The 24,919-nt window shown below is 33.0% G+C and carries 18 protein-coding genes and 2 pseudogenes; 4 read left to right on the top strand and 16 right to left on the bottom strand.

Translation table 11 applies throughout. The annotated features are described in order from the left end of the window. Positions 1-25: 25 nt before the first annotated feature. The 3 genes and pseudogenes from MJ_RS05655 to MJ_RS09345 form a co-directional block, all read right to left on the bottom strand. Complete coding sequence (locus MJ_RS05655; protein ID WP_010870568.1) at positions 26-1,006, bottom strand: NAD-dependent epimerase; 981 nt, start codon at positions 1,004-1,006, stop codon at positions 26-28. Then, entirely contained in the window at positions 1,003-3,690 is a 2,688-nt protein-coding gene (locus tag MJ_RS05650) for a nucleotide sugar dehydrogenase (RefSeq protein WP_010870567.1), read from the bottom strand. The genes MJ_RS05655 and MJ_RS05650 overlap by 4 nt, the downstream gene beginning before the upstream one ends. A 265-nt stretch (positions 3,691-3,955) precedes the next feature. Beyond that, a pseudogene (locus tag MJ_RS09345) lies at positions 3,956-4,167 on the bottom strand (IS6 family transposase); the annotation flags it as partial. Between the two features lie 138 nt (positions 4,168-4,305). Between MJ_RS09345 and MJ_RS05645 the strand changes: the two are divergent. From MJ_RS05645 to MJ_RS05635, 3 genes are all read left to right on the top strand, one after another. Then, on the top strand, positions 4,306-4,797 hold the full coding sequence (locus tag MJ_RS05645) for a hypothetical protein (protein WP_010870566.1): 492 nt from the start codon (positions 4,306-4,308) through the stop codon (positions 4,795-4,797). 64 nt (positions 4,798-4,861) lie between these two features. Next, positions 4,862-5,155, top strand: coding sequence for an MTH1187 family thiamine-binding protein (locus MJ_RS05640; protein ID WP_064496712.1), 294 nt, complete (start codon positions 4,862-4,864; stop codon positions 5,153-5,155). A gap of 11 nt (positions 5,156-5,166) precedes the next feature. Further along, positions 5,167-6,708: a carbamoyltransferase family protein gene (locus MJ_RS05635; protein WP_010870564.1), complete on the top strand. Its 1,542-nt coding sequence runs from the start codon at positions 5,167-5,169 to the stop codon at positions 6,706-6,708. On the opposite strand, the gene MJ_RS05630 is transcribed toward MJ_RS05635, so the two are convergent. Together MJ_RS05630 and MJ_RS05625 are read right to left on the bottom strand one after the other, a co-directional pair. Further along, positions 6,684-7,217, bottom strand: a complete 534-nt coding sequence (locus MJ_RS05630) for an adenylate kinase family protein (RefSeq protein WP_010870563.1) — start codon at positions 7,215-7,217, stop codon at positions 6,684-6,686. The two genes, MJ_RS05635 and MJ_RS05630, sit on opposite strands and share 25 nt — an antisense overlap. 67 nt (positions 7,218-7,284) lie before the next feature. After that, positions 7,285-7,770 carry a hypothetical protein gene (locus MJ_RS05625; RefSeq protein WP_010870562.1) on the bottom strand — a complete coding sequence of 162 codons (486 nt, stop codon included), beginning with the start codon at positions 7,768-7,770 and terminating at the stop codon, positions 7,285-7,287. Between the two features lie 124 nt (positions 7,771-7,894). On the opposite strand from MJ_RS05625, the pseudogene MJ_RS09340 reads away from it, so the two are divergent. Further along, positions 7,895-8,106, top strand: a pseudogene (locus MJ_RS09340) (IS6 family transposase); the annotation flags it as partial. Between the two features lie 520 nt (positions 8,107-8,626). Here MJ_RS09340 and MJ_RS05620 read toward each other — a convergent pair. The 11 genes from MJ_RS05620 to trpA all read right to left on the bottom strand — a co-directional run bounded on the left by MJ_RS05620 (position 8,627) and on the right by trpA (position 24,907). Beyond that, positions 8,627-10,807: an elongation factor EF-2 gene (locus MJ_RS05620; RefSeq protein ID WP_010870561.1), complete on the bottom strand. Its 2,181-nt coding sequence runs from the start codon at positions 10,805-10,807 to the stop codon at positions 8,627-8,629. A 110-nt stretch (positions 10,808-10,917) separates the two neighbouring features. Further along, positions 10,918-11,493, bottom strand: a complete 576-nt coding sequence (gene rpsG, locus MJ_RS05615; RefSeq protein ID WP_010870560.1) for a 30S ribosomal protein S7 — start codon at positions 11,491-11,493, stop codon at positions 10,918-10,920. A gap of 57 nt (positions 11,494-11,550) precedes the next feature. After that, positions 11,551-11,997: a 30S ribosomal protein S12 gene (locus MJ_RS05610; protein WP_010870559.1), complete on the bottom strand. Its 447-nt coding sequence runs from the start codon at positions 11,995-11,997 to the stop codon at positions 11,551-11,553. Positions 11,998-12,138: 141 nt separating this feature from the next. Next, positions 12,139-12,690, bottom strand: coding sequence for a NusA-like transcription termination signal-binding factor (locus tag MJ_RS05605; RefSeq protein ID WP_010870558.1), 552 nt, complete (start codon positions 12,688-12,690; stop codon positions 12,139-12,141). Continuing rightward, on the bottom strand, positions 12,690-13,022 hold the full coding sequence (locus tag MJ_RS05600) for a 50S ribosomal protein L30e (RefSeq protein WP_010870557.1): 333 nt from the start codon (positions 13,020-13,022) through the stop codon (positions 12,690-12,692). Before MJ_RS05600 ends, MJ_RS05605 begins: the two co-directional genes overlap by 1 nt. Positions 13,023-13,368: 346 nt before the next feature. Next, positions 13,369-15,948: a DNA-directed RNA polymerase subunit A'' gene (locus tag MJ_RS05595; RefSeq protein WP_010870556.1), complete on the bottom strand. Its 2,580-nt coding sequence runs from the start codon at positions 15,946-15,948 to the stop codon at positions 13,369-13,371. 74 nt (positions 15,949-16,022) lie between these two features. Continuing rightward, positions 16,023-20,048 (bottom strand): LAGLIDADG family homing endonuclease, encoded by a 4,026-nt coding sequence (locus tag MJ_RS05590; protein WP_010870555.1) that lies wholly within the window; start codon positions 20,046-20,048, stop codon positions 16,023-16,025. Between the two features lie 108 nt (positions 20,049-20,156). After that, positions 20,157-22,067: a DNA-directed RNA polymerase subunit B gene (gene rpoB, locus MJ_RS05585; protein WP_010870554.1), complete on the bottom strand. Its 1,911-nt coding sequence runs from the start codon at positions 22,065-22,067 to the stop codon at positions 20,157-20,159. Between the two features lie 85 nt (positions 22,068-22,152). Beyond that, a complete protein-coding gene (locus MJ_RS05580; protein ID WP_064496710.1) occupies positions 22,153-23,640 on the bottom strand; it encodes a DNA-directed RNA polymerase subunit B'' in 1,488 nt (495 codons plus the stop codon). A 16-nt stretch (positions 23,641-23,656) separates the two neighbouring features. Then, entirely contained in the window at positions 23,657-23,893 is a 237-nt protein-coding gene (locus MJ_RS05575; protein ID WP_010870552.1) for a DNA-directed RNA polymerase subunit H, read from the bottom strand. A 174-nt stretch (positions 23,894-24,067) separates the two neighbouring features. Next, positions 24,068-24,907, bottom strand: a complete 840-nt coding sequence (gene trpA / locus MJ_RS05570; protein ID WP_064496709.1) for a tryptophan synthase subunit alpha — start codon at positions 24,905-24,907, stop codon at positions 24,068-24,070. Between the last annotated feature and the right edge of the window lie 12 nt (positions 24,908-24,919).

The raw sequence follows: 24,919 nt of genomic DNA, 5'->3' as shown, positions 1-24,919 counted from the left end.
CCCACACATCATTCCACCAAAAAAATTATAATCTTAAAAGCCAATCTTTATTTTCCAAAAACCAGTTACAAAATCTCTTTAAACCCTCCTCAATAGTAACTTTTGGTTTATACCCCAACAGCTTTTCGCTCTTACTCAAATCAGCATAGGTTCTTAAAACATCTCCATCCTGCATTGGCAAAAATTTCTTTTTTGCTTTTTTGTTGAGATATTTTTCAATTAACTCAATAAAATACATCAACTTAACTGGTTTAGAATTACCCAAATTAAAAATCTCATAATCAAAGTCCTTTTTAATAGCTCTCAATATTCCATCCACAACATCAGAAATATAAGTAAAGTCCCTCTCCATATTTCCATAGTTATAGACCTCAATCTCCTTACCCAATAAAATGTTTTTTGCAAACTTGAAGTAAGCCATATCTGGTCTTCCATACTCTCCATAAACAGTAAAAAACCTTAAACCAATCATTTTAATACCATATAGATGATGATATACATGAGCCATTAACTCATTACTTCTCTTTGTTGAGGCATATAGAGAGATTGGTTTATCCACTCTATCATCTTCACTAAAAGGAATCTTCCTATTCCCTCCATAGACAGAAGAAGAGGAAGCATAAACAACCTTCTCAATATCAAATCTTCTTGCAAATTCGAAGATGTTTAATGTTCCCATTTCATTGGATTTTATATAAGCCCATGGGTTTTGTAGAGAATATCTAACTCCTGCCTGTGCTCCTAAATGCACAATCAAATCAATCTCTTTATCTTTTAAATTTTCAACTAAATCATCCCAATCTGAAAAATCCAATTTTATAAACGTATAATTTTCATAATTTTTTAAAATTTCATTCCTTTTTTCTTTTAAAACTGGGTTATAGTAGTTATTTAAATTATCTATTCCAATAACCTTTAGATCTTCATAGTTATCCATTAAATATTTACTTAGATGGAAACCAATAAAACCGGCACTTCCAGTAACTAAGATATTTTTATATTTCATCTTCCCACTCCATAATATTTAAATCCCAACTTTTTAATCTTTTCAACATCTAAAATATTTCTTCCATCGAATACTACTTTTTCTTTAACTAAATTTCCAATCTTTTCCCAGTCTTCCTTATTAAAATCATACTCAACAGTTATTATTATTCCATCGACATTTTTAACTGTCTCATATAAATCATCCAATACATACAAGTTATAGCCATAAAATCCTTTTGATTTATCTAACTTATACATGTTGATGGTGTTTTCTCGTGCCTTTTCAACATAATCAAAGCCCTTAACAATAGCCCCACTCTCTAAAAGCATATCAATCAATTTTATTGCCCTACTCTCTCTTAAATCATCAGTATTTGGTTTAAATGCTAAACCCAAGACAGCAAAGGTTTTTCCATTTAAATTTCCATAATAATTCTTAATCTTTTCAAAGAACCATTTTATTTGCTCTTCATTGACGATGTCGGTAGCTTTTATTAATATTGGTTCTATGTTGTTATTTTCAAATTGTTTTATCAATGCTTTGACATCTTTTGGGAAGCAATTATGGATTAATATTCCATAAGATGTTATGAGCAGGGAGTTTTCTGTTTCTACGCTATATACATAACCGCTATAATGCTCTTTTATAATTTCTTTAACCTCCAATATAGCAAAGTTATCTGATTTCTTATAACCTAACGGTTCTATGTTTCTTTTATAGCTCTCTGCAATATCTTTGTAGTTTTCCCATTTTTTACCAAATAACTCTCCGATTTTCTTAACTTGTTCTAATCCATTGATTCTTATAATATAAGCCATAGTTGTTGATTTGTTGTTGTAGCATTTTTTCACGGATGCCACAATACCCAACAATTGCAGTAATATCAACAAGGAATGAGCCATTTTTTTACTGACAGTTGCAAATTCAATATTTAGATTTTTGTTGTTATTTAACCTTACAATTCCGCCATCTCCTCTAAAAAGACCTTTTAAGAACTCCCATTTTATTTCCTCTTTTGCATTGAACATCTGTGGAGGAATATTTTTATTATAACAGTTAATTCCACAGTTTAAGATATTTTCAAATACATAAGCCAATATTTTTGATGAGATGAGGATTGAATGAGAACCGTCTTTTATTTTTTCTATGTATTTTATACCTAATTTGTTTAATATGTTTTTAACATCGTTTATGTATTCCTCTTCATGAATACCAAAACATAGTCCAATTCTCTTCCTTACAACACCATTTCTTCCATAGTCTTTTGATATCCAGCCTTCTGATAGATAATAGCCAATTAACCTTGCAAAATCCTTATCTATCTTTATTTTATATGGGATTGTTGTTGATTTGCTTTTTGCAGTAAATAATCTATTTTTTGAACCATATTTATCCAAAATTTCTTTTATTGGTAGTATATCCTTAGCTCTTATTGTTCCATTTCTCTTAACATCGTGAGGATATTTGTTTGATAAGTATGGTTTTATAATGTTAAATTCATTGGTTGCCAAGTCCTTATTGTGTATCCAAACTTTTTCAATAAGGTCTGTCTTACTGAGTTCTTCTAAAATGTCTATTTCTATCTCCCTTTCTTCTCCAAAGTTTCCATAAGGTAAAATTACCTTATCCCCCTCTTTAACATCAGATGTCAATTTAATTTTTAATTCTCCATCTTCTAAAATCACAACTGGGTGGTCTTTTGTTATCTTTATTTCTCTACCTAAATTAAACCTCAAAGTAATTAAATCATCGTTGTAGTATCTTTTTGATGCTAATTTTAACTTTTTTAAAGATAATTTTTCTCCATCAAAGGATAGAATCTTTACATTATCTTTATCTTCTAATTCAAATAATTCTTTGAATGTTATGCATTCTAAACCTCTACCTCTATCTATAAATAAAACTTCATCTGGGTGGAAACAGCTCCCACCATAACCAATCCCAGCATTTAAAAACTTATTCCCAATTCTTGGATCTAAACCCATAGCATAGCTTATTGTTTTTATATCAGCTTTAACTTTATCCGATAATTTTGCCAACTCATTTATAAAAGATATCTTTGTTGCTAAGAAAGCGTTAGAGGCATATTTTATTAACTCTGCAGTCTCCCAGTTTGTTATTACAAATGGAATATTCTTATCTTTAAAGTATTTATAAACTTCTTCCATAATTTCTATCGGTTTTTTATTGTTAAGGTTTTCAAACCCTAAAATTACCCTCTCTGGATTGAAAAAATCATAGACAGCAATCCCCTCCCTCAAAAACTCCGGATTTGAAACAACATCCACATTATAATCCTTTAAAAGCTCTTTAACCCTCCTATTTGTTCCCACTGGAACAGTAGATTTTATAACAATAACCTTATAATCCTCCTTATCTATTGTCTCTTTTATCTTCTCAACTGCAGAAAATAGAAATCTCAAATCAGCATTTCCGTCTTTATCTTGAGGAGTCCCAACACATAAAAAGATAACATCTGAATCCTTTATTGGTTTATAAGAAGTAGTGAATGTTAGATTCTTATTTACATGTTTTTTTAATAACCCTTCCAAACCTTCTTCATATAATGGGCATTCGCCTCTGTTTAACGCTTTAACTTTCGATTCATCGATATCAATACCAACAACATCAAAACCAAACTCAGCCAAACCAACTGCCTGTATTAAGCCAACATAACCAGTCCCAATAACTGAAATGTTCATTTAAATCCCCTGAGTTTATTTATTAATAATTGTATAATATTATTATATTTCTCTTACATCGATAACCCTCAGACATAAAATTACAGCTAAATAAACTCCAAAATAAACTACTCCTCCAACAATTAATTGTAAATATAGCATTACTTATAATTTTCGTTATCAATACCAGAGGCTGTTAAGTTAACGACTTCACCCAATTGTAGAACATTATGGAGCTTTTTACTCAACTAACAACCGTATCGAATTTACTATTACTTGGAAATCTATTTAAAACCTCTTTAATCTTGTGATAATAAATTCTAATCGATTCGTGACTTATATCTTCGAATTGGGAGGGGGATAAACCCACTTTCCTCAATGATAATCCGAGGTAGTATAAAAGCCCTGCTAAGATTTTAACCTCTATCGATTCCTATTCCTTTTAAAAAGCTTCCTCTCTACGATTTTCTCCTTTATAACTTCTATCATGAGCCTCATAGTTTATTATTTTTTATCAATATTTTGATAAAAACTTAACTTGACAGTCTCCTCTGAAATCTACAAAAACTTTAAATACTAAGCAAAATTATAAAATAGATATAAGGAATATAATTAAAAATAAGGTGGGGGAGAGTCATGATACCATTAGTTCCAACATCAAAGACAGAAATAGACAAGTTAGAGCATGTTTTAATTTTGGGAACATTGTTCAGACCTGAAATCTTGGAGTTAATAAAAGACCCTATAGAGAAAGTTACTTGGGTTGATTCCTTAGCTATTGCCGCAGGAGCTTTAGCAAGAGAGAAAGCTGGATATACAATAAGAGAAATCGCAGATGAGTTAGGAAGAACTGAACAAACCATTAGAAAGCATTTAAAAGGAGAAACAAAGGCAGGAAAGCTTGTTAGGGAAACCTATGAGATGATGAAGAGAGGGGAATTAAATATTGAAGAAGTAGAAAAATTCTTAGAAGCTGTTGTCAGAAAAGAAGAATTAGAGAAGATAACTGACATTAAGAAGTTAGAAGAAGAAATTGAAAAACTTAAGAAAGAGAATGAAGAATTGGCCGCAAAATTAGAAAAGGTTAAGGAGAAGTTGAAAGAAGTTTTAAGTGAATTAGAGAAATAATTAAATTTTGATTCTATTTTATTTTTGCTTTTTTATTATTTTTATCAATTTTTAGGTGATTTTTATGAGAAAAGTCGTTGCTGAGGTTTCTATAATTCCTTTAGGAAAAGGAGCAAGTGTTTCAAAGTATGTTAAAAAAGCAATTGAAGTTTTTAAAAAGTATGATTTAAAGGTTGAGACAAACGCTATGGGAACTGTATTAGAAGGAGATTTAGATGAAATTTTAAAAGCTTTTAAAGAAGCACATTCAACAGTTTTAAATGACGTTGATAGAGTTGTAAGCAGTTTAAAAATTGATGAAAGGAAAGATAAAGAAAACACAATTGAAAGGAAGTTAAAAGCAATTGGAGAGCTGTAATTGGTGTTTGTATGATTCTTGGAATTTGTGATGGGCATAATGCAAGCTCTTCTTTGATAAAAAGAGATGAAATCCTATTTGCAATGAGTGAGGAGAGATTTACAAGAAAGAAAAATCAGAGAGGATTCCCAGAAAAATCAGTAGATTATATTTTAAACAAAGTTAAACCTGATGAAATTAATTATGTTTCTGTTGGTGGAGTTTTTAGAAGAGGAGAGAGAATAAAAAAATTAAAAGAATTTCAAAACAGAATAAATAAAAAATTTCTCTATTTTTATCATCACATATCCCATTCATATTTATTTAAACTCTCAGATTTTAAAGAAGCTTTAGTAATTTCAATAGATGGAGGAGGAGATGGTTTATCTTTTTTGGCATCCATAGCAAATAAAAATAACTTGGAAATTATAGCCCAAAGTGATTTAATCGACTCTGTTGGAGATTTTTATGCCTCAATAACTGAGCTTTTAGGTTTTAAGCCTATGGAAGATGAAGGAAAAGTTATGTCTCTATCTTCTTACGAAGGAGAAGATGATATAAATTTAACAACTATTGACTATATAAAAGAATTAAAATCATTTAAAAATTATTTAGGAGTTATTGGCTATGAAGCTACCAAAGCATTGAAAAAACTTATAGTTAGCGATAAAAGCCAATTATCTTTTGAGGATAAGGTTAGAATATCAAAATTTGCTCAAAGAACTTTAGAAAATATTGTTTTAAAGGCAATTGATGATTTATCTAATGAATATAACATAGATAACATTGTGTTTGTTGGTGGAGTGGCTCAAAACGTTAAGTTGAATTCAAAAATTGCTGAAAAATATAATCTATTCGTTCCACCTTTTATGGGAGATGAAGGACTTTGCTTAGGAGCAAGCTTAGCCGATAAAAGAATAGATAGAATAAATATAAACAATACATACTTTGGATATGAAATTGAAAATGAAAGAGCTGAAAAAATTTTAGAGGAATTAAAAAATAAACTCAATGATTATAAGATAGAGTTTGTTGAAGAGAGAGACATTCCAGAGGTCATTGGAAATTTAATCTTAGATAATAAGGTTGTTTGCCTATCAAGAGGGAAAATGGAGTTTGGTCCAAGAGCTTTGGGAAATAGGAGCGTTATAGCTTTACCAACAAAAGAAAATAAAGAAAAGATTAATAAAAAGTTAAAAAGAAGTTGGTTTATGCCTTTTGCTCCAACAATACTGTATGATTTTATAGATGATTATTTAATAAATCCAAGATACTCCCCATTTATGACTCAGATATTTAAGGTTAAGGAGAATAAGATAAAAGAAATTGAGGGGGTTATACACGTAGATAAAACTACAAGACCTCAAACATTAAAAAAAGATTCAAATAAAACATTCTACGGAATAATAAGATATATTTATGACTCTATAGGTATTCCAGTAGTTTTAAACACATCCTTTAATTTACATGGAGAGCCGATAGTTTGCAATGAGAAAGATGCAATAAATAGCTTTTTAAAGGCAGATTTTGATGCTTTGTTGTTAGGGAATTATTTAATTTCTAAAGTTAAATAATCAAAGTATTTCTCTGTCCAATCTACAACTCCTTTTCTCTCTTTTTTATGTTTTATTGCTTCAATAATCTCATCAACTATATTTTCAACATCTCTATTTGTTGTATCTATCTCATAAACCTTGCCTTTACTCTCACATAAGCACACATCTAAAATTTCTGCCTGAATATTTTCCAAAACCTTTTTTGGCTTATAGCCCCTTTTTTCTAACCTTTCTTTGATAATTTCTGGATTGCATCTAAGAACTATAATATAGTCGGGATTCAAAAGATGAGATACATGACCATCTAATATAATAGTTTTTTCTTTTTCCTCAATCTCATCAATAAATTTTTCCAATTTCTCAAAATCAATAACATAAGAGTCCATATCTTCATCTTTTTCAGTATATAGCTTATATTTCTTAACAGCCTCAGTTATATCAATAACTTTTATTCCTAATCTGTCTCTCAAAACTTTTGAAATTGTTGTTTTCCCAACTCCTGGAGTTCCAGTTATTGCTATTCTCATTTAACCACCAAAAAATTAACAAGATAAAAATGAACTAAAATAATTAATTATTATATATTAATTAGTTTTACACATTTTCAGCATCGTCCGTAATATTTGAAACATATTTATCCAATATCACGTCATCTCTATAAGCTAACAACACATTCTCAGCAACAAACCCTAATTTAAAATTTAAAATACTCATATAATCCCTAAATTCATTAAGCTCTTTTAAAATAGATTCAAAAGGTACTTCCTCAAAATTTACAATTACAACGTCATATTCTGGGATTTTATCTTTTATATTTTCAAAGTCTAAAGGATGTTTAATCCTAACAACATACAATTTTGGAAGAATCTTTTCTACTCTAACAACCTCTTCCACTTCTTTTACTTCTTCCTTTTCCTTATGTTCTAACCCTAAAACTTCTGATTCAGTTTCTGATTCTTCCTCTAATATATAAGCTGGTTTTTCTTCTCCAATAACTATATACTCTTCATCAGGGACTTCAATAGGTTTTGGTAAGTCTTTATTTCCTCTAATCTTCTTTATAATTTTTTTTATGACCATAATTCCATCCCTCTTCTAAATCTTAAAATGTTATTTTAATGTTTTATTATATAAGTTTAACTTTTATAAGGATGAGATTGTCAAGTTAAGTTTTTATCAAAATATTGATAAAAAATAATAAACTATGAGGCTCATGATAGAAGTTATAAAGGAGAAAATCGTAGAGAGGAAGCTTTTTAAAAGGAATAGGAATCGATAGAGGTTAAAATCTTAGCAGGGCTTTTATACTACCTCGGATTATCATTGAGGAAAGTGGGTTTATCCCCCTCCCAATTCGAAGATATAAGTCACGAATCGATTAGAATTTATTATCACAAGATTAAAGAGGTTTTAAATAGATTTCCAAGTAATAGTAAATTCGATACGGTTGTTAGTTGAGTAAAAAGCTCCATAATGTTCTACAATTGGGTGAAGTCGTTAACTTAACAGTCCCAGAATTTTCCATATAAAATTATTTAAATTAGATTTCTGCAAGAAAAAATGTTTGATTGCATAATGACACTCAAAGAATGCCATAGTGTCTTTCAAAAATAACCTTTCAAAAAATAAAATTTATTTAAGCTTAGAATTTGAATAAAAACTAAAGTTTTGGTAAGGTTGAAAAAATTAACTCAGATTAGAAAATTATATGTGTAAAAATTTCCAAAAAACTATCAATTCTTCAGTCTCCGAGTGATTTAACATTAAGAGATAACTTATTATCAACAAAATAGATTAATTATTTATGAGAAATGTCCCCCCTATATCCTACCCTCTCTCATCCTTGGCTCTGCCACGTCGAGAGCGTGGGCCGTAGGGGGTAAAATAGATTTTCTTGAATCTTAAAAATAAAATAAGGATATAATAGTCAGAGAGTTTATTCTAATTTAAGTCCTTTTCTCTCTCTAATTTGCTTAATTAATTGCTCTTGCATGTCTCTTGGAACTTTTTCATAACCAGCAAACTCAATACTCCAGAGACATCTACCCTGAGTTGCTCCTCTAATAGCCCCAGCGAATCCAAACATCTCTGCAACTGGACACTTAGCTTTAATGATAGCCATATCTCCCTCTTGCTCCATATCTAAGATTTGTCCTCTTCTGTTGCTGATTTCCCTCATCGCTGCCCCCATGAAGTCCTGTGGGGTGTTTATATAAACAAACTGCATTGGCTCTAATAATACTGGATTTGCCTGCATCATTGCATCTCTAATACCAAATCTTGCTGCTGGAATCATTTGTGCTGGTCCTCTGTGGATTGCATCTTCGTGTAATACTGCATCCATTAACTTAACTTTAACTCCTTGACACTTCTCTGCTGCTAATGGACCGTTTCTCATAGCTTCTTTGAACCCTTGGATAATCAATTCTTTAACTTCATCTAAATGGACAATACCTCTTGTCATGTTAATGAGAACGTTTCCTTCATAGATACACATTACTCTCTTAGCTTCTTCTGGATCCATTCCTGCCTTAATTAACTCCTGAACAATCTTATCATCTAATTTTCTCTTTGTATCAACGTCTGGGATTCTTCCTTCTTTGTATGCTTGTAATACACTCTCCTCTAATGGTTCAACTACAAAGTAGAGCTTGTTGTGTTTGTTTGGAGATTTACTCTCAACTACTGGTGATTGCCCTGTTACTGTCTCTCTATAGACAACAATTGGTTGCCCTACTTCAACTGGAATTCCAGCATCTCTCTCAATCTTTAATTTTGTTATAATCTCAATGTGCAACTCTCCCATACCGCTTAATAAGTGCTCTCCTGTTTCTTCGTTAATCTCAACTTTAACGGTTGGGTCTTCTCTTGCAACTTGTCTTAAAACTTCAATTAATTTTGGTAAATCTTTTGTGTTCTTTGCTTCAATAGCGACTGTAATAACTGGCTCACTGATGTGAGTTATTGCCTCAAATGGCTCAATTATTTTGTCTGGGGAACAGATTGTTTCTCCTGCTGATGCCTCCTTCAAACCAACTAATGCACAGATGTTTCCTGCTGAAATGCTATCTACTGGAATTCTCTCAGGCCCCATGAAGACAGATACTTGCTGAATCTTTGCCTTTTGCTGGTTATTTACCATATAAACTTCGTCTCCTTGCTTAATTCTACCACTGAATAATCTACAAACTGAAACAGCTCCTGCGTGTTTATCTACAATAATCTTTGTAATAACTCCTGCTAATGGTCCGTTAGGGTCACAGTTGAGCATAGCTTTTCCAGCTTCTGAATTCAAGTCTCCTTTCCATAGGTGTGGAATTCTGTATTTCTGAGCTTCTGGTGGGCTTGGTAAGTGTTTAATAACCATATCTAAAACAACTTCATGTAATGGAGCTTTTTCAGCTAATTCATCTTGCCTGTCTTCTTCACAATACTTGATTATATCTTTAAATGTAATTCCACTCTTCTTCATGAATGGAACTGAAATTGCCCAGTTGTTGTAAGCTGAACCAAATGCGACACTTCCATCTTCAACTCTAACCAACCATTTGTCTTTAAATTCTTCTGGAGCCATCTTTCTAATTAAGTTGTTAATATCATTGATAATCTTGATAAATCTGCTCTGCAACTCTTCTGGTGTTAGTTTTAACTCGTTAATTAATCTATCTACCTTGTTGATGAAGAGGACTGGTTTAACTCTCTCCCTCAATGCCTGTCTTAAGACAGTTTCTGTCTGTGGCATAACTCCCTCAACTGCACAGACAACAACAATTGCCCCATCAATAGCTCTCATTGCTCTTGTAACGTCCCCTCCAAAGTCAACGTGTCCTGGAGTGTCAATTAAGTTAATTAAATACTCATTTCCTTCATAGGTGTGAACCATTGAAACGTTTGCAGCAAATATGGTGATTCCTCTTTGAGCTTCCTCTTCATCGAAGTCGAGAGCTAACTGCTCTCCAGCTAATTCTTTTGAAATCATTCCTGCTCCAGCTAATAGGTTATCTGATAATGTTGTTTTTCCGTGGTCAATGTGAGCACAGATTCCGATATTTCTTATTCTGTCATACTTTTCCATTAATTCCTTAATTTTAGCAATCATTTTTGCTCTTTTTCCCATGTCCCTTCACCTTATTTTTAGTTGTTGAGTTAATTAATTTGTTAAAAGTTTAAAAGCTTATTGGGTTATTAAGATAAAGTTTGGATGTAATATTGAAAAGGCATGTAAATTTATCTTGCTGACTGAGCAACTCTCTCTGTCTCTTCTTTCTTTCTAACTGCATAGCTTTTCTGCATGTCTCCTCTTGCAGCTGCAATTATCTCTTCAGCTAATGCCTCTTCAATTGGCTTCTTGCTTTTATGAGCAGCCATGTATGCTCCAAGAGCAATGTTTCTTAAAGCAACATCAATTCTTCTCAATGATGAACAATCAACTGATTGTAAATAGACGATACCTCCATAAGAAATTCTTGTTGTATCTTCTCTTGGTCCAGCGTTTTCAATTGCATCTACTAAAACTTGAATTGGGTTTTGTTTTGTTCTCTTTTCAATGATTTCAAAAGCATTTTCAACTATTTTTAATGCTTTTAATTTTTTACCTGTATTTTCTTCTCTTCTCATAACTTTATTTACTAATCTCTCAACAATGTTCATTTTTGCTTTTTCGAACTGTCTCTTTGTGTATCTTCCTGCAGTGTGTGGAACATAAATTGGTGTTAAGTTTATGTAGTTTCTTAAACCTGGGTCTTTAACAACAACATCCTTTGTGCTCCATCTTCCAAATACCTTAATTTCATCGAGTTCCAAATTACCACCTCATTTCCAACTCTTTCAAAATTTTTAATAAATTTAAATATAGAGAATTTATCTTTTGATTTTCTCCTGTCTTCCTCTAACTAATTCTCTCAATGAGTTTCTACCAACCATTATAACCTTATACTTAACTCCTGGAATGTCCCCCTTAGCTCTTGGTCCCTTAGGTCCTCCAATACCTTCAATGATAACCTCATCGTGTTCATCAATGAAGTTTATAGCGTGATTTCCTGGACAGAATGCAGTAACAACTCTACCGTTTTTAATTAACTGAACTCTGACACACTTTCTAATAGCTGAGTTTGGCTGCTTTGCCTCTAAACCAACTTTTTCAATAACTATTCCTCTTGCCATTGGTGCTCCTTCTAATGGGTCATACTTCTCTTTTAATTTTAAAACTCTTCTAACATAGTTGTAATCGTGCCATCTACACCATTTTCTTTTTAATCTCAACTTTCTACCAGCAAATTCTCCTCTTGGTGATTTACTTCCACTCATAATCTTCACCTTTCATAATTATGTTATGTTTTGTTTTGATTTTGAGTAATTTAATAATTCAAGTAATAATTTGGAAAGATTACACAATGATTTTCCCATACAGCATATAGCATATAAAGATAAATACTTTTATAAATACTTTTACTCTTTAACAGTTTCCTTTACATCCTGTTGAACGTCTGTTTCTTGCTTAGTTTCAGTCTGTTCTTGCTGTTGGTCTTTAACTACAGGTCTTTTTGCTCTTTTTCTTTTAAATTTTTGATTTTCAACAATAACTTTTATTTTTGTAATTTTTGTATGTCTTTTTAAAATCTTTAAAGCTCTTTCTAAGTTCTTGCCTTTTTCTCCAAAAACCGCTCTTCTAACTTTTGGATTTATTTTAATAAAAGCAACAACATCCTTTCCAACTCTTTTAACCCAAACATCATCTAACTGTATTGGTGCGAATATATTTCTTATAAACTTTCTCCAGTCGTCTGAGTACTCAATAATATCAACTTTCTTTCCAAATTTCTCTTCTGCTGTTTTAACGTTCTCTCCACCCTTCCCAATTGCCGCTCCTACATCACCCTCCTTTACAATAAAAGCAACTCTTTCATCATTTAATACACAGTCAAGAATAGGGACATTTGCAATTTTTTCAAAAAATCCAATCTTCATAATCTCTTCTGTTGTTAATCTTACCTTAGCCATTATTCACCACCTTCCTTTTTCTCTACCAGCTCCATAATGTTTGAGAGCCCTTCATCTAAAACCAAAAGAGCAGCAACTGGGAAAGGTTTCCCACAAACCGCTCCCAGTTCTAATGATGTTATTTTATGTTGATAAACTGGGATGTTTGATAACTTAGCGTAGTATTTGACATCCTCTTCTAAATCTTTTGGAATGTTTCCTGCTAAAACTACTAACTTACCTTCTCCGTGTTTAACAAATTTTATTGTTCTTTTTGAACCTAAAATTACTTTACCTGTATCTACTGCGGTTCTAATTGCTTTATTCACATCCATATTCTCCCTCCTTCTCATTTTTTACTCCGGAGGGATTTCTTAGGACTTTCGCAGGCAAATATATTTTAACTTTGGAACTTAGACATCTAAAAAATGTCAATATTCAATATAAAACATTTACTCCTGCGAAAGTCCTAACTCCCTACCGGTAAGAATATTGGTTTTCGATAATAGTTTCTCTATATTTATATACTTTTTGGATAGGATAAAAACATCAAAAAATTAAATCAATTTTTGTTTAAATTTTTTAAAGGTCAGAGAAGGGCGCGTTCATCATCAATATTCAGCACATCGATGTATCATCATCCCCATAAAATAGTAGTTTATGATGTTAATGTTAAAAGTAAATTTTAATATAAAAACTTTACTCTTCCATATTTTTACCCTCTTCGTACTCCCTATCTATTGTTAGTTCAACACATCCAGTTCCTAAGTATATTGGTTTTCCAACAATAACGTTTTCTATAACCCCTTTCAGTTTATCAACATCTCCCCTCTCTGCAGCAGCATATAGATGCTTAACAGTTTCTTCGAATGCAGCTCTTGCTAAGACAGAACCTTTCTCTCCAGCAACTCCATGTCTTCCAATTGGCTTAACTTCCCCATCAGCAGTCATTATATCTGCCACTAACATCAAATGCCTTATATCAACCTCCAACCCCTGTTGCTCTAACGTGTTTCTCATTTCATTAATTATAGCGTTTCTTGCTGCCTCAATACCTAAAACTTCTTGGATTTCAATGATGTTATTGGTTATTGTTCTTGTTGTATCAACCCCATCAATTTTAAACACTTCTCTTAAGTTTGAACCTTGAGTATATAAAACATATTCTCCTCCCTCTTTTTTAACTAAAACCCTCTCAATTCCTGGAATTCCTTTTAATTGTATATTTTTGATTTTTGGGATTCTCTTTCTAAGAGCTTTTATTGATGGAGTCTTTATTTTTAAATATAAAGTAGTTCCATCAACATCAATCTTTACCTTTAATTTTTTCTTAATTGCCTCAATAACATCGTCTATTGTTAATCCTCTATCAGCTAATCTATTCTCATCCAACTCAACTTTTATAGATTGAGTCCATAAATCAATACTTATGCTTTCAGCTATACTTCCCAAGGTTAAACTTTCAATCTCCTTCGCTATCTCTTCAGCTTTTTCTCTATTATCTTTATATTCTTCTTTTAGATAGATAGTCATAATTGGTGTTGATGGCTCTTTTCTTGCATCTACAATCTCAATCATCCTTGGCAAACCCAAGGTAACGTTAATCTCCGCAACCCCTGCATAGTGGAACGTTCTCATTGTGTTATGAGTTAAAACTCCATCAAAGGTTGTAAATGTCTCTAAACCTTCAACGCTTATGTCATAAACGTATTTTTTATCACAACTTATTTCCTCAATCTTAACAATTTCATCCCAAATTACATCACTTTCAACTGCCTTCTTTAACAACCAATACTCTTTTAGAGCTAAGATATTTACTCCTTTCTTAACTGCCAATTCTTCTATTCTTCTTAAGTGTCTTTGTAATGTAGCTCTTCCAATTTTCTGCTTTCTTTCAAATTTCTTTAAAATTACCTTTGGATAATCAACTTTCTCTCCCAACTTAGTTAATGCATCTCCAATTGAAGGAATCATGTCGATTGAATCGTAGGTTTTATCATCATTTAAGCTACTTACAAGCCTTTCTAATTCAGATTTTTTCTTTTCAACTGAGAAGTTAATTTCTTCATGGAATTTTTTAGCATATCTGTGTGGAATTATCAGTACAAACTGATTTTTCGTCTTAGTTTTTATACTAAAGATGTTAAATCTTGCCAACAATATTGCAATTCCATCAATCAACTCTTTTGAGTTTGAAGTAACTCTTATAACCTTTCTATCTGCATTTACATTTCCATCTCCGTCAAAGTAACCTCTAATTAATCCTCTAACAAACTCCTTATTAGCTCCAAACACAAACTCAGCAATCTTTTTAGTGTTTGATGATGTGCCAAAGTTTGATAAAAATTCTGCCAATGTTGATGAATAAATCCTTATATCATGGCTTTCTGCGAATCCGTTGTTGTTATCATACTCTCCATAATTCAAACCAAGTTTATCTGCAAATGCTCTAATTTTATTTAAGATAAGTTCATCAACGTTTGAAATTGAAACAAAGTATTTAGTTACTGAACCCTCTGCTAAGTAGATTCCTATGAAATAGCCAAAGTCATAATCTAATTTTATGTTGTTTGGAATCGATTTACCATTTATTTTTGGAGCTATTTTATTGTTAATGTTATCTACAACATAGTTACCAGAAACATAGTCGGAGATGTTTATAGCCTCAACACAGTTTGCGGGTATGTGCTTTACAACTGGAATTCTATCTCCAATCTTCAACTCACTACCCTTAACTGGGATTATTTTGTTGTCCTTTCTTATAACAAAGGAGTGATATGGTGTTGCAGTTATCTCCCTACCTGACTTTGTCTTTATTTTAATCAATTTTCCATTATGCTTATGTCTTATACAGCTTATTATCCTCTTCCAATGCACTTTTTCATCTTGGTCTAAGCTTAAGGCATAGATGTCAATAGGCAAATCACAAACCTCACTATTTCCAATCTTCTCAAATCCAAATCTCTCAATCATCTCATCAACTAACTTTCCAATTTCAACTGGCTTTATAAACTCTCCTTCTTTGATTATAATCTTTTCTTCATAAGGTAGAGACATCTGAGTCCCAGGCTCTCCAATGGATTGAGCAGCAACAATTCCTACCGCCTCATAAGGCTCAACTAAAGCCTTTCTATAGGCATTAACAACCTCATCAATAATCTCATCTACCATCTCTTCTGTCAAATCCTTCTCTTTTGATAACTTTTCAAACAACTCATCCTTTAATGATTGTGGTATATCTAAACCTTCAATTTTTTGTTTTAATGCTTCCATGTCCATGTATTCTCACCTTAAAAAATTAAAAGATGTAAAAATTGTTTTGAAAAAGTTTTGAAATTTTTGAATTTAGAGATTTATTGGTTATACTTCATCTTAACCTTATCAATTATTCTGTCAATATTTACTGCCTTACCTCTATCAGCAAGCATTGGGTCAATTCCATCCTCTCCATACTTAAATTGAATCATAATTCCTCTTGAATCTCTAACGGTTCCATCGAACTCTGTCTTTAAGTCTTGTAGAGCGTTAATTAATCTTCTCTGCATGTAACCAGACTGAGCAGTTCTAACTGCCTGGTCAACCAATCCTTCTCTACCTCCCATAGCGTGGAAGAAGAACTCTGTTGGACTTAACCCCTTCTTATAACTACTTCTAACAAACCCGTGAGACCTTGCTCCTAAATCTCCTTTTTCGAAATGAGGCAATACTCTACCCCTGTAACCTCTAAAGATTCTCTTACCTCTAACTGACTGCTGCCCTAAACATGCCGCCATCTGTGTTAAGTTTAAGATGTTCCCTCTCGCCCCAGTAACTGCCATGATAACCGCATGGTTATCCAAACCTAAGTATCTCTCAGCAATAGCTCCAGCTTTGTCTCTTGCCTCTCTTAAAACATTGCTTATATATGCCTCCCTTGACTCCTCCAAGTTCAAACCTGGAAGCAATTCAAGTTCTCCTCTTTCATATTTCTCGATGATTTCTTTAACTTTCTCTTCTGCCTCATCTAAGACTTTTTCAATCTCTTTTAATGCTTCTTCTGGTAAATCTTCATCATCAATTCCTGTAGTAAATCCTCTTAACATCACTGCCCTTATTGCCATCTTAGTAGCTGAGTCAAGGAATTTTCTTCCAGCTTCTGGACCAAACTCTTTAACTATTGTGTGTAAGATTAAACCTGCCTCTGCCCCGTAACCGTTTTTATCAATAACTCCTTTAATTAACTCCCCATCTTTTATTACAACATAGGCATCGTATTCACATTCCTCTTTTTTGCACACATCACACTTTCTACAAATCTTTGCTTTATATCTCAAATTCAATCCTTTTGGTAATGCTTTACTGAATATCTTCTTACCGGAGTATAATGGAACTCCATTCTCTACCTTATCTGGCTCCCATAACTCATCCTTTATTCCCCCACTTCTTAAGATTAAAGTAGCTTCATCTTTTGTGAAGTAGTTTGAGGTTAAGAGATAAGCTCCTGAAATAAAGTCGTGTATAGCTCCAATTATAGGCCCTCCAAATCTTGGTGAAAGGATGTGTTTTTCTACAAGCATTAAAGCTTCTGCCTCTGCTCTTGCCTCCTCTGATTGTGGAACGTGTAAGTTCATCTCATCTCCATCAAAGTCAGCGTTGTAGGGCGGGCAATTTCCTGTTAAAAAGCCGTTTGCAATGAAATTGTGAGTTTCTGAGATTGTAGTTATATCATAGACATAATCTACTTTTGTTTCTTCAATACTTACAATTTTTTCTTTTACAAATCCATTCTTAAGGCATTTCTCTTTTATAAACTTATCAAATGTAATAAATTTGGTGTTATTTTCTAATTTTTTAATGTTTCTGTCTTTTAGATATTTCTCTTTTGTAAGGAGGTATTCATAAGCATATCTTGCTAATGTTTCTTTTTTGTTAGCATAGGTATATCCAATTCTTCCAAAGAATTCTTTATGGTTGTATATTGACGCAACATAAACTTTTGTTTTATAACCATCTTTTCTTAGATTGCCTTCTTCAACCCTAACCTTTAATTCAATACCAAATTCTTTTAGCATCTCTTTAATGTCTTTAATGAATCTATCTTCGTCAAATATCTCCTCAATCTTAGCTATTTTGAATGATAACTCTTTAAATGAAGTCCCATGATTTCTAATTTTTGGAGTTGTTAATTCCGAACCGAAGTAGGCTGATAAAAACTCTTTCTTTATATACTTTGGAGCAGTTTTAATCCAATTTGGAATGCCATACATCTTTTTAGTTTTATCTCCACCTACACAACCAAGGGCTTTTAATAGTATGCATAACGATTTTTTCCTAACTTCAAAGCTATAACCTTTGCCTTTAATTATTCTTTTCTTGCCGTTGTAATCTGTTATTTCAGTTTCTCCTTCATGTAGTTTTATTTCCTCCCCATCATAACCTAATTCTTTTAAGTCCTCTTTTATTGTTTTTAAATCCTCAATATCTCCTCTAAATACAACTCTTGAATTTTTATTGTTTATTATTAAAGAACCATCTCCCATTACATGTCCAACAATCCTTGCCAATATTGATGCCTTTTGGTCATTGTATGTCAAAGGAATTAACTTCCTATCTTTTAGCTCATTAATAATTTTATTTTTGTAAGTTCCTCCAATGTTATTAATTACCTTCTTGATTTTTTCTTCATCAACTATTACTCTATTGTCATCTTCAAACATTGGGAAGTCGTTTGGATATATTATAACTTCATCTCCAACTTTCAACTCACCGCATCTCTTTCTACCATTTGTTGTATAGAATGGATGGTCTTCTGTTGCTATAATTTCTCTTCCAAGCTCTGTTTTTATTTTATAAATCTTCTTTCCATACTCATCTGCGTTTAATTTCCAATACTTGCTTAATGAAGTTAGTTTTGGATTTAAATCATCTGAAGTTAAAACTTTGACATCTTTCCATTTATCTTCTAAGTCCTTAATTTTAATTAATTTCCCATCTAACAACACTGTGGTGTCTCCATCTACACATACGCATAAATTGTGTCTAAATGTTCTGTATGGGAGAACTCTAACTCTATGTGCCATAATAGACATTCTATGCAGTGATGGCTGTCTGTTGTATAAGACAATATCTCCATCCATTAAGTGCCTTTCAACAATATCTCCTTCTCTTATATTCTCTGCCCAGAAGTCTTTATTGCTTTCAGTTATCTTAACCTTATATTCCTGCTCTGTTCCATCTCTACCAATCATCTTTCTTATAACATAATTAACTCCTGGGTGTTTCTCTGAACCATTTCTTAATAACTGCCTAATTCTCTCAATGTTGTATTTCGTTACCTTCTCTGGGACGGTTAGCTCTTTAGCCACAACCTCTGGAACTCCAACTTCATTAATACTTAAACATGGGTCTGGAGAGATAACTGTTCTTGATGAGAAATTAACCCTCTTACCAGCTAAGTTGTATCTGAACCTTCCTTCTTTACCTTTTAATCTCTGAGCTAAGGTTTTTAATGGTCTTCCACTTCTGTGCTTAGCTGGTGGAATACCTGGAGCTTCGTTATCGAAGTAGGTATTTACGTGATACTGCAACAGATTCCATAAATCCTCAATAATTAAGTTTGGTGCTCCTCCTTCTATATTCTCCTCTAATCTATTGTTGATTCTGATGATATCAACTAACTTGTGAGTTAAATCGTCTTCACTTCTCTCTCCAGTTTCCAAGGTAATTGATGGCCTTACAGTTACTGGTGGAACTGGCAAAACGGTGAGAACCATCCACTCTGGCCTTGCAACCTCTGGGTTTAAGCCGAGTAAGATACAATCTTCATCTGGAATCTTCTCTAAAATCTCTCTAACATCTGATGGAGTTAATGTTTTTTCCTCATTTCCATCAATTCTGTAGTAGGTTGTTGGTTTCTCAAACTTTATATCATACTTTATCTCTCCACAGTGTGGGCAGATTGTAACTTTTGAAGCTTCTTTATAAACCTCTTCACAAACCTCCCACTTGTTTCCTCCATCTCTCTCTAATTTTTCCATCTTTTCCAAAATTTCTTTCCTCTTAGTTTCACTTATTGCTACTCTTCCACAGTGTGGGCAAACTGCCTTCAATATCTTGTATATTGTTTTGGCAAATCCTATATGAATTACTGGTTTAGCCAACTCTATATGCCCAAAATGCCCTGGACACTCTCCAATCCTTCCTCCACATGTTTTGCAAACTAAACCTGGGTCTATAACTCCCAATCTTGTGTCCATTAAACCTCCATCTATTGGATAACCATCTTCATCATAAGTGTCTGGTGTAACTATCTTAGCAACTGACATCTGTCTTATGTAATCTGGAGACAACAAGCCAAACATTATTTCTCCAATCTCTTTAGGGATTTCATACCTCTCCATCAATATCACCAAAGATTAAGGATTTGCTTTTATTTTTACTTTTTATTTTTCTAAAAATATTGTAATAAGGCAAGATTAAGGTTAAGCAAGGTCTTTTAATGTTTCTCTTTATTGTTTCTGTTTAACTTTTTCTTTCTCCAATTTTTCAACAAACTCCTCAAAATCCTCTAATTCAACCTTATCTCTAACCTTAATTCTTGGCAAGATACACATACTCTTCAACTCATCTAATAAAAGCTTGAATGCGTAAGGTATTCTAACGAATGGTATCTTCTTAGAGCTGTAGAGGTTTTCAATCTCTCCACAAATTGGACAGTATTTTAGCCCTCTCTTGTAGTCTAATATGGCAAAGTCTCCACATTTTGAACATATACAGATATCATATGGGTCTGATTCATCCATAAGCCTCTCTTTTAATAGCATAGCTGCACCATGCCCAATTAAAACATCCCTCTCCATCTCTCCAAACCTTAGACCTCCCTCTCTTGCCCTACCTTCTGTTGGCTGTCTTGTTAGCACTTGGACAGGTCCTCTACTTCTTGCATGTATCTTTCCAGCTACTAAGTGGTGTAATTTCTGGTAGTATGCTATTCCAATGTAAATCTCTACTTCAAACTTCTTTCCAGTTTTTCCATCATACATGACCTCTTTACCGTGATGCTTGAATCCTAAAGCCTCTAAAGCCTTTCTTAAATCCCATTCTTTTTCTCCGCTAAATATTGTTCCGTCTATTCTTCTTCCTTCTAAAGCTCCTACTTTACCCCCAAGCATCTCCAATAACTGCCCAACAGTCATTCTTGATGGAATTGCGTGTGGGTTGATTATGATATCAGGAACTATTCCACTCTCAGTGAAAGGTAAATCCTCCTGTGGAACTGTAAGTCCCATAACTCCTTTCTGTCCATGTCTTGAAGCAAATTTATCTCCAAGCTCTGGAATTCTCAAATCTCTAACTTTAACCTTAACTAACCTGTTTCCTTCCTTTGTTTCAGTTAATATAACTTTATCTATATAACCTTCTTCCCCATGTCTTACAACAACTGATGAATCTCTTCTCTGTGGTTTAACTTGAATTGTTATCTCATGCTCCTCTAAGAATCTTGGTGGAGAGGTTTTACCAACAATTACATCTCCACCTTTTACATGGGACTCAACTGCAACTATTCCATCCTCTTCTAAGTATCTATAACACTCCTCTGACCTATAACCCCTTACTCCTTTATCAGGAATCTCAAACCTATCCATCTGTCCTCCTGGGTATCTTCTCTCACACGCATCGTAAGTTCTGAAGAAGGTGCTTCTTCCCAAACCTCTATCAATTGCTGATTTGTTAAAGACTATAGCATCCTCCATGTTGTATCCTTCATAGCTCATAATAGCTACAACGAAGTTCTGCCCTGCTGGTCTTTTATCGAAACCTAAAATCTCTTGGTGTTTTGTCCTAACAATTGGAACTTGTGGATAGTGGAGATAATGCCCTCTTGTATCTAATCTCCATTTTATATTGCTCATTGGAATTCCTAATGACTGCTTCCCCATTGCTGCAGCCATTGTAATTCTTGGTGCTGAGTTGTGTTCTGGATAAGGAGCAACCCCTGCCCCAATACCTAATATGGTTAATGGGTCTATCTCTAAGTGTGTGTGTTTCTCAGTCAATTCTTCTTCAGATAGAGCAATATAGGCATTTTCTTCCTCTTCAGCGTCTAAATATTCAATAACTCCTTCTTTAACTAAATCTGAGAATGTAATTTCTCCTTTCTTTAATTTTTCAATATGTTCTTTAGTTAGTTTTGGTTTTCCATTTTCTACAACTATTAAAGGTCTAACAATCCTTCCAGCATCCGTGTTTATATGAATGTCATTACTTTCTTCATTGTAAGCAACTGTTGTATATTGAGGGAGCTCTCCTTTTCTTCTTTTTTCCCTAATAAAATTAACAAGTTCTTCTGGTTTGTCTGTAGTTCCAACTAACTTTCCATTAACATAAATATTTACTTCCCTTGATGCCAAGTTTTTCACCTAAGAGAGATTTTTATTGATTTTGAAAAGATTAAAATTAAACATCAACAAAAACTCAGAAAAAACATAATAAATAAAGTTTCTTTTAAGAAACATTTATTCCAAAGGATTTTAATAGCTCAATAACTTTGCTATCATCTTCTTCTCTTGTAACTTTACACATTATAGCAAAGTTTTTAACAAGACCACAGTTTGGACCTTCTGGAGTTTCTGAAGGGCAGATTTTACCCCAATGAGTTCCATGCAGTTCTCTCGCTTCAAAGTGTGGCTGTGACCTTGATAATGGTGAAACTATTCTCCTCAATTGAGAGTTTGTTGCTAAGTAACTTGTTCTATCTAAGAGCTGGCTAACCCCAGTTTTTCCTCCAACCCATGTTCCTGTTGCCATAGCGTGTTTAATTCTCTCGGTTAATATATCGCTCCTTACAGCAGCTTGAATTGAAGGAGTTTTGTTCCTTAATGTTTGTCTCTCTAATTGATATTTTATATCCTTAACAAGTTGGCTAAACGCATATCTAAACAAATCTTCCATTAAGTCCCCAGCTAATTTAGCTCTTTTATATGCGTAGTGGTCTTTATCATCTTCTCCTCTATATCCAAAGTAAAGTTCTAAAGCGTTTCTTGCCATTATTCCTAAGAACCTAATTTTCTTTGGGAAATCTTCTTTTGTAACTCCTAAATGGGGCAGTAAATAGTTACATAAAACTGTTTCTGCTCTCTTTAATCTATAATCCTTTGCCTGCCCTGGAGCTACTCTCTTTCCAATAAACTCCAAAGCATCTTCAGGGGAGTTTATGTTATGCTCTTCCCTAATCTCTTGAATGTTTAAAACAATCTCCATAAAGAATCTTTCATCATCAATTGACTCAATGATATCTTTATCTGTCTCAGCCCCAAGTGCTTTCATTAATATAACCAATGGTATCTGCCCAGGCATTCCAGGGAATGTAGCATACAACAAACCATCTGGATGTCTTTCAACAGTACATAAAGCCCTAAATCCGTGTCTTGTTGAAAACACTTTTGCAACATCTACTATCTTTCCACTTCTCTCTGCCTTCTCACATAAAATTCTATTTGGAATTAAATCTTCCTGAGTAATTAATACTTTTTCAGTTCCATTAATTATAAAATAGCCAAATGGGTCTTCAGGGTCTTCTCCCAGGTCTATAAGCTCTTCTCTTGATTTTCCATACAAGTGGCAGATTTTTGAACCAAGCATTACTGGAAGTTCTCCGATATAAACTTCAACAGTTTCCCCTTCCCTTGCATCTTCTCCTTCACCAATAATAGGGGTCATTTCTAAATATAATGGAACTGAATATGTTAAATCTCTGATTCTTGCTTCCATTGGAGTTATTGGTCTTATTGAACCATCAGCTTCTTTAATAACTGGTTTTCCTACTTTAATTTTCCCTAATTTAACTTTATACCCTCCAGTAATCTCTGTTTCAATATATCCAACTTCATCAATAATTTTTTGTAATCTATTTTCTACAAAATCGTTGTATGACTCTATCTGGTGGTCTATTAAACCATGTTCTTTAAAATAAGCATCTACTAATTCTCTCATAATTGCCACCTATTTTTTAAATAATCCTTTTAATAACTAATCTATAAGCTATACTAACTCCAGCCGTTGGACTTTTTCTAATTACTCTAACAACATCTCCTTCTTTAGCTCCAATTTCCTGAATAACAGGGTCGTCTTCATAAATTTTTGGTAGTTGCTGAATCTTTATATTGTATCTCTTCAAAATCTCCTCAACTTCTTCTTTTGGAACTATTTCATGCTTTGGAACCAGTATGTGGTCTGTGACCTTCAAGGTTACTCCTCCCTACCATTTTGTTTAAATATAATTAATGACAAAAATTAGGTTAAAAGAGAGACTCAAGGTAATGATGTAATAAATGTGATGCATCCTTACAAATATTTTTTTCTCATATTTATTTTTTACTTTTATTGTCCTATAAAAATATTTCTTTATTTGAATATTCTGTTAATTTTTTATAGCTACTTTAGCCTTCTTTTTAGTCCCTTCCTTTAGATTTTTAACAAACTCCTCCAACTCCTTTAGGAATTTTTCCTCATCCTTTATTTGTCCATTCTCATCTAAATGTTTTTCAACAATCTTAACAATCGCACTTCCTACAATAGCTCCATCAGCTATTTCAGTTATTTCCTCAACATGCTCCCTCTTTGAGATTCCAAACCCTACACAGGCAGGGATTTTTGAAAACTTTTTAACTCTCTTAATTAACTCTTTCGTCTCTTCAGCTACTTTCTCTCTCGCTCCAGTAATCCCAGTTACAGAAACAACATAAACAAACCCACTACACTTTTCTAAAATTTTCTTTAACCTTTCATCAGGTGTTGTTGGGGCAACTAAAAATATTAAATCAACTCCATACTTTTTACAGTAATTGTATAAGCTATCAGCCTCTTCAATTGGCAAATCTGGAACTATAATCCCAGAAACTCCAGCCTCTTTACATTTTTTAACGAACTCCTCCTCTCCCATCTTAAATATTATGTTATAGTAGGTTAAGAACACCTTTGGAACATTTGGAGCTTTTTCATTCAATTTTTTAGCCAACTCAAATGCCTTCAATGGATTCATGCCACTGTTTAAAGCTCTAACATCTGCTTTTTGTATTGTAATTCCATCTGCAACAGGGTCAGAAAATGGAATACCTATCTCAACAATATCAGCATGCTTACAAATAACTTCTAATGCCTTTTCTGAAATTTCCAAGTTTGGGTCTCCTCCCACATAAAATGCAACAAATGCCTTTTCTCCTTTGTTTTTTAACTCTTCAAATTTTTCTGCTAATTTCATAATCATCCACTC

It is taken from the genome of Methanocaldococcus jannaschii DSM 2661, from assembly GCF_000091665.1.
Taxonomy (GTDB): Archaea; AGJL01; Methanococci; order Methanococcales; family Methanocaldococcaceae; genus Methanocaldococcus; species Methanocaldococcus jannaschii.
This window is presented reverse-complemented; position numbering and strand designations above follow the sequence as displayed.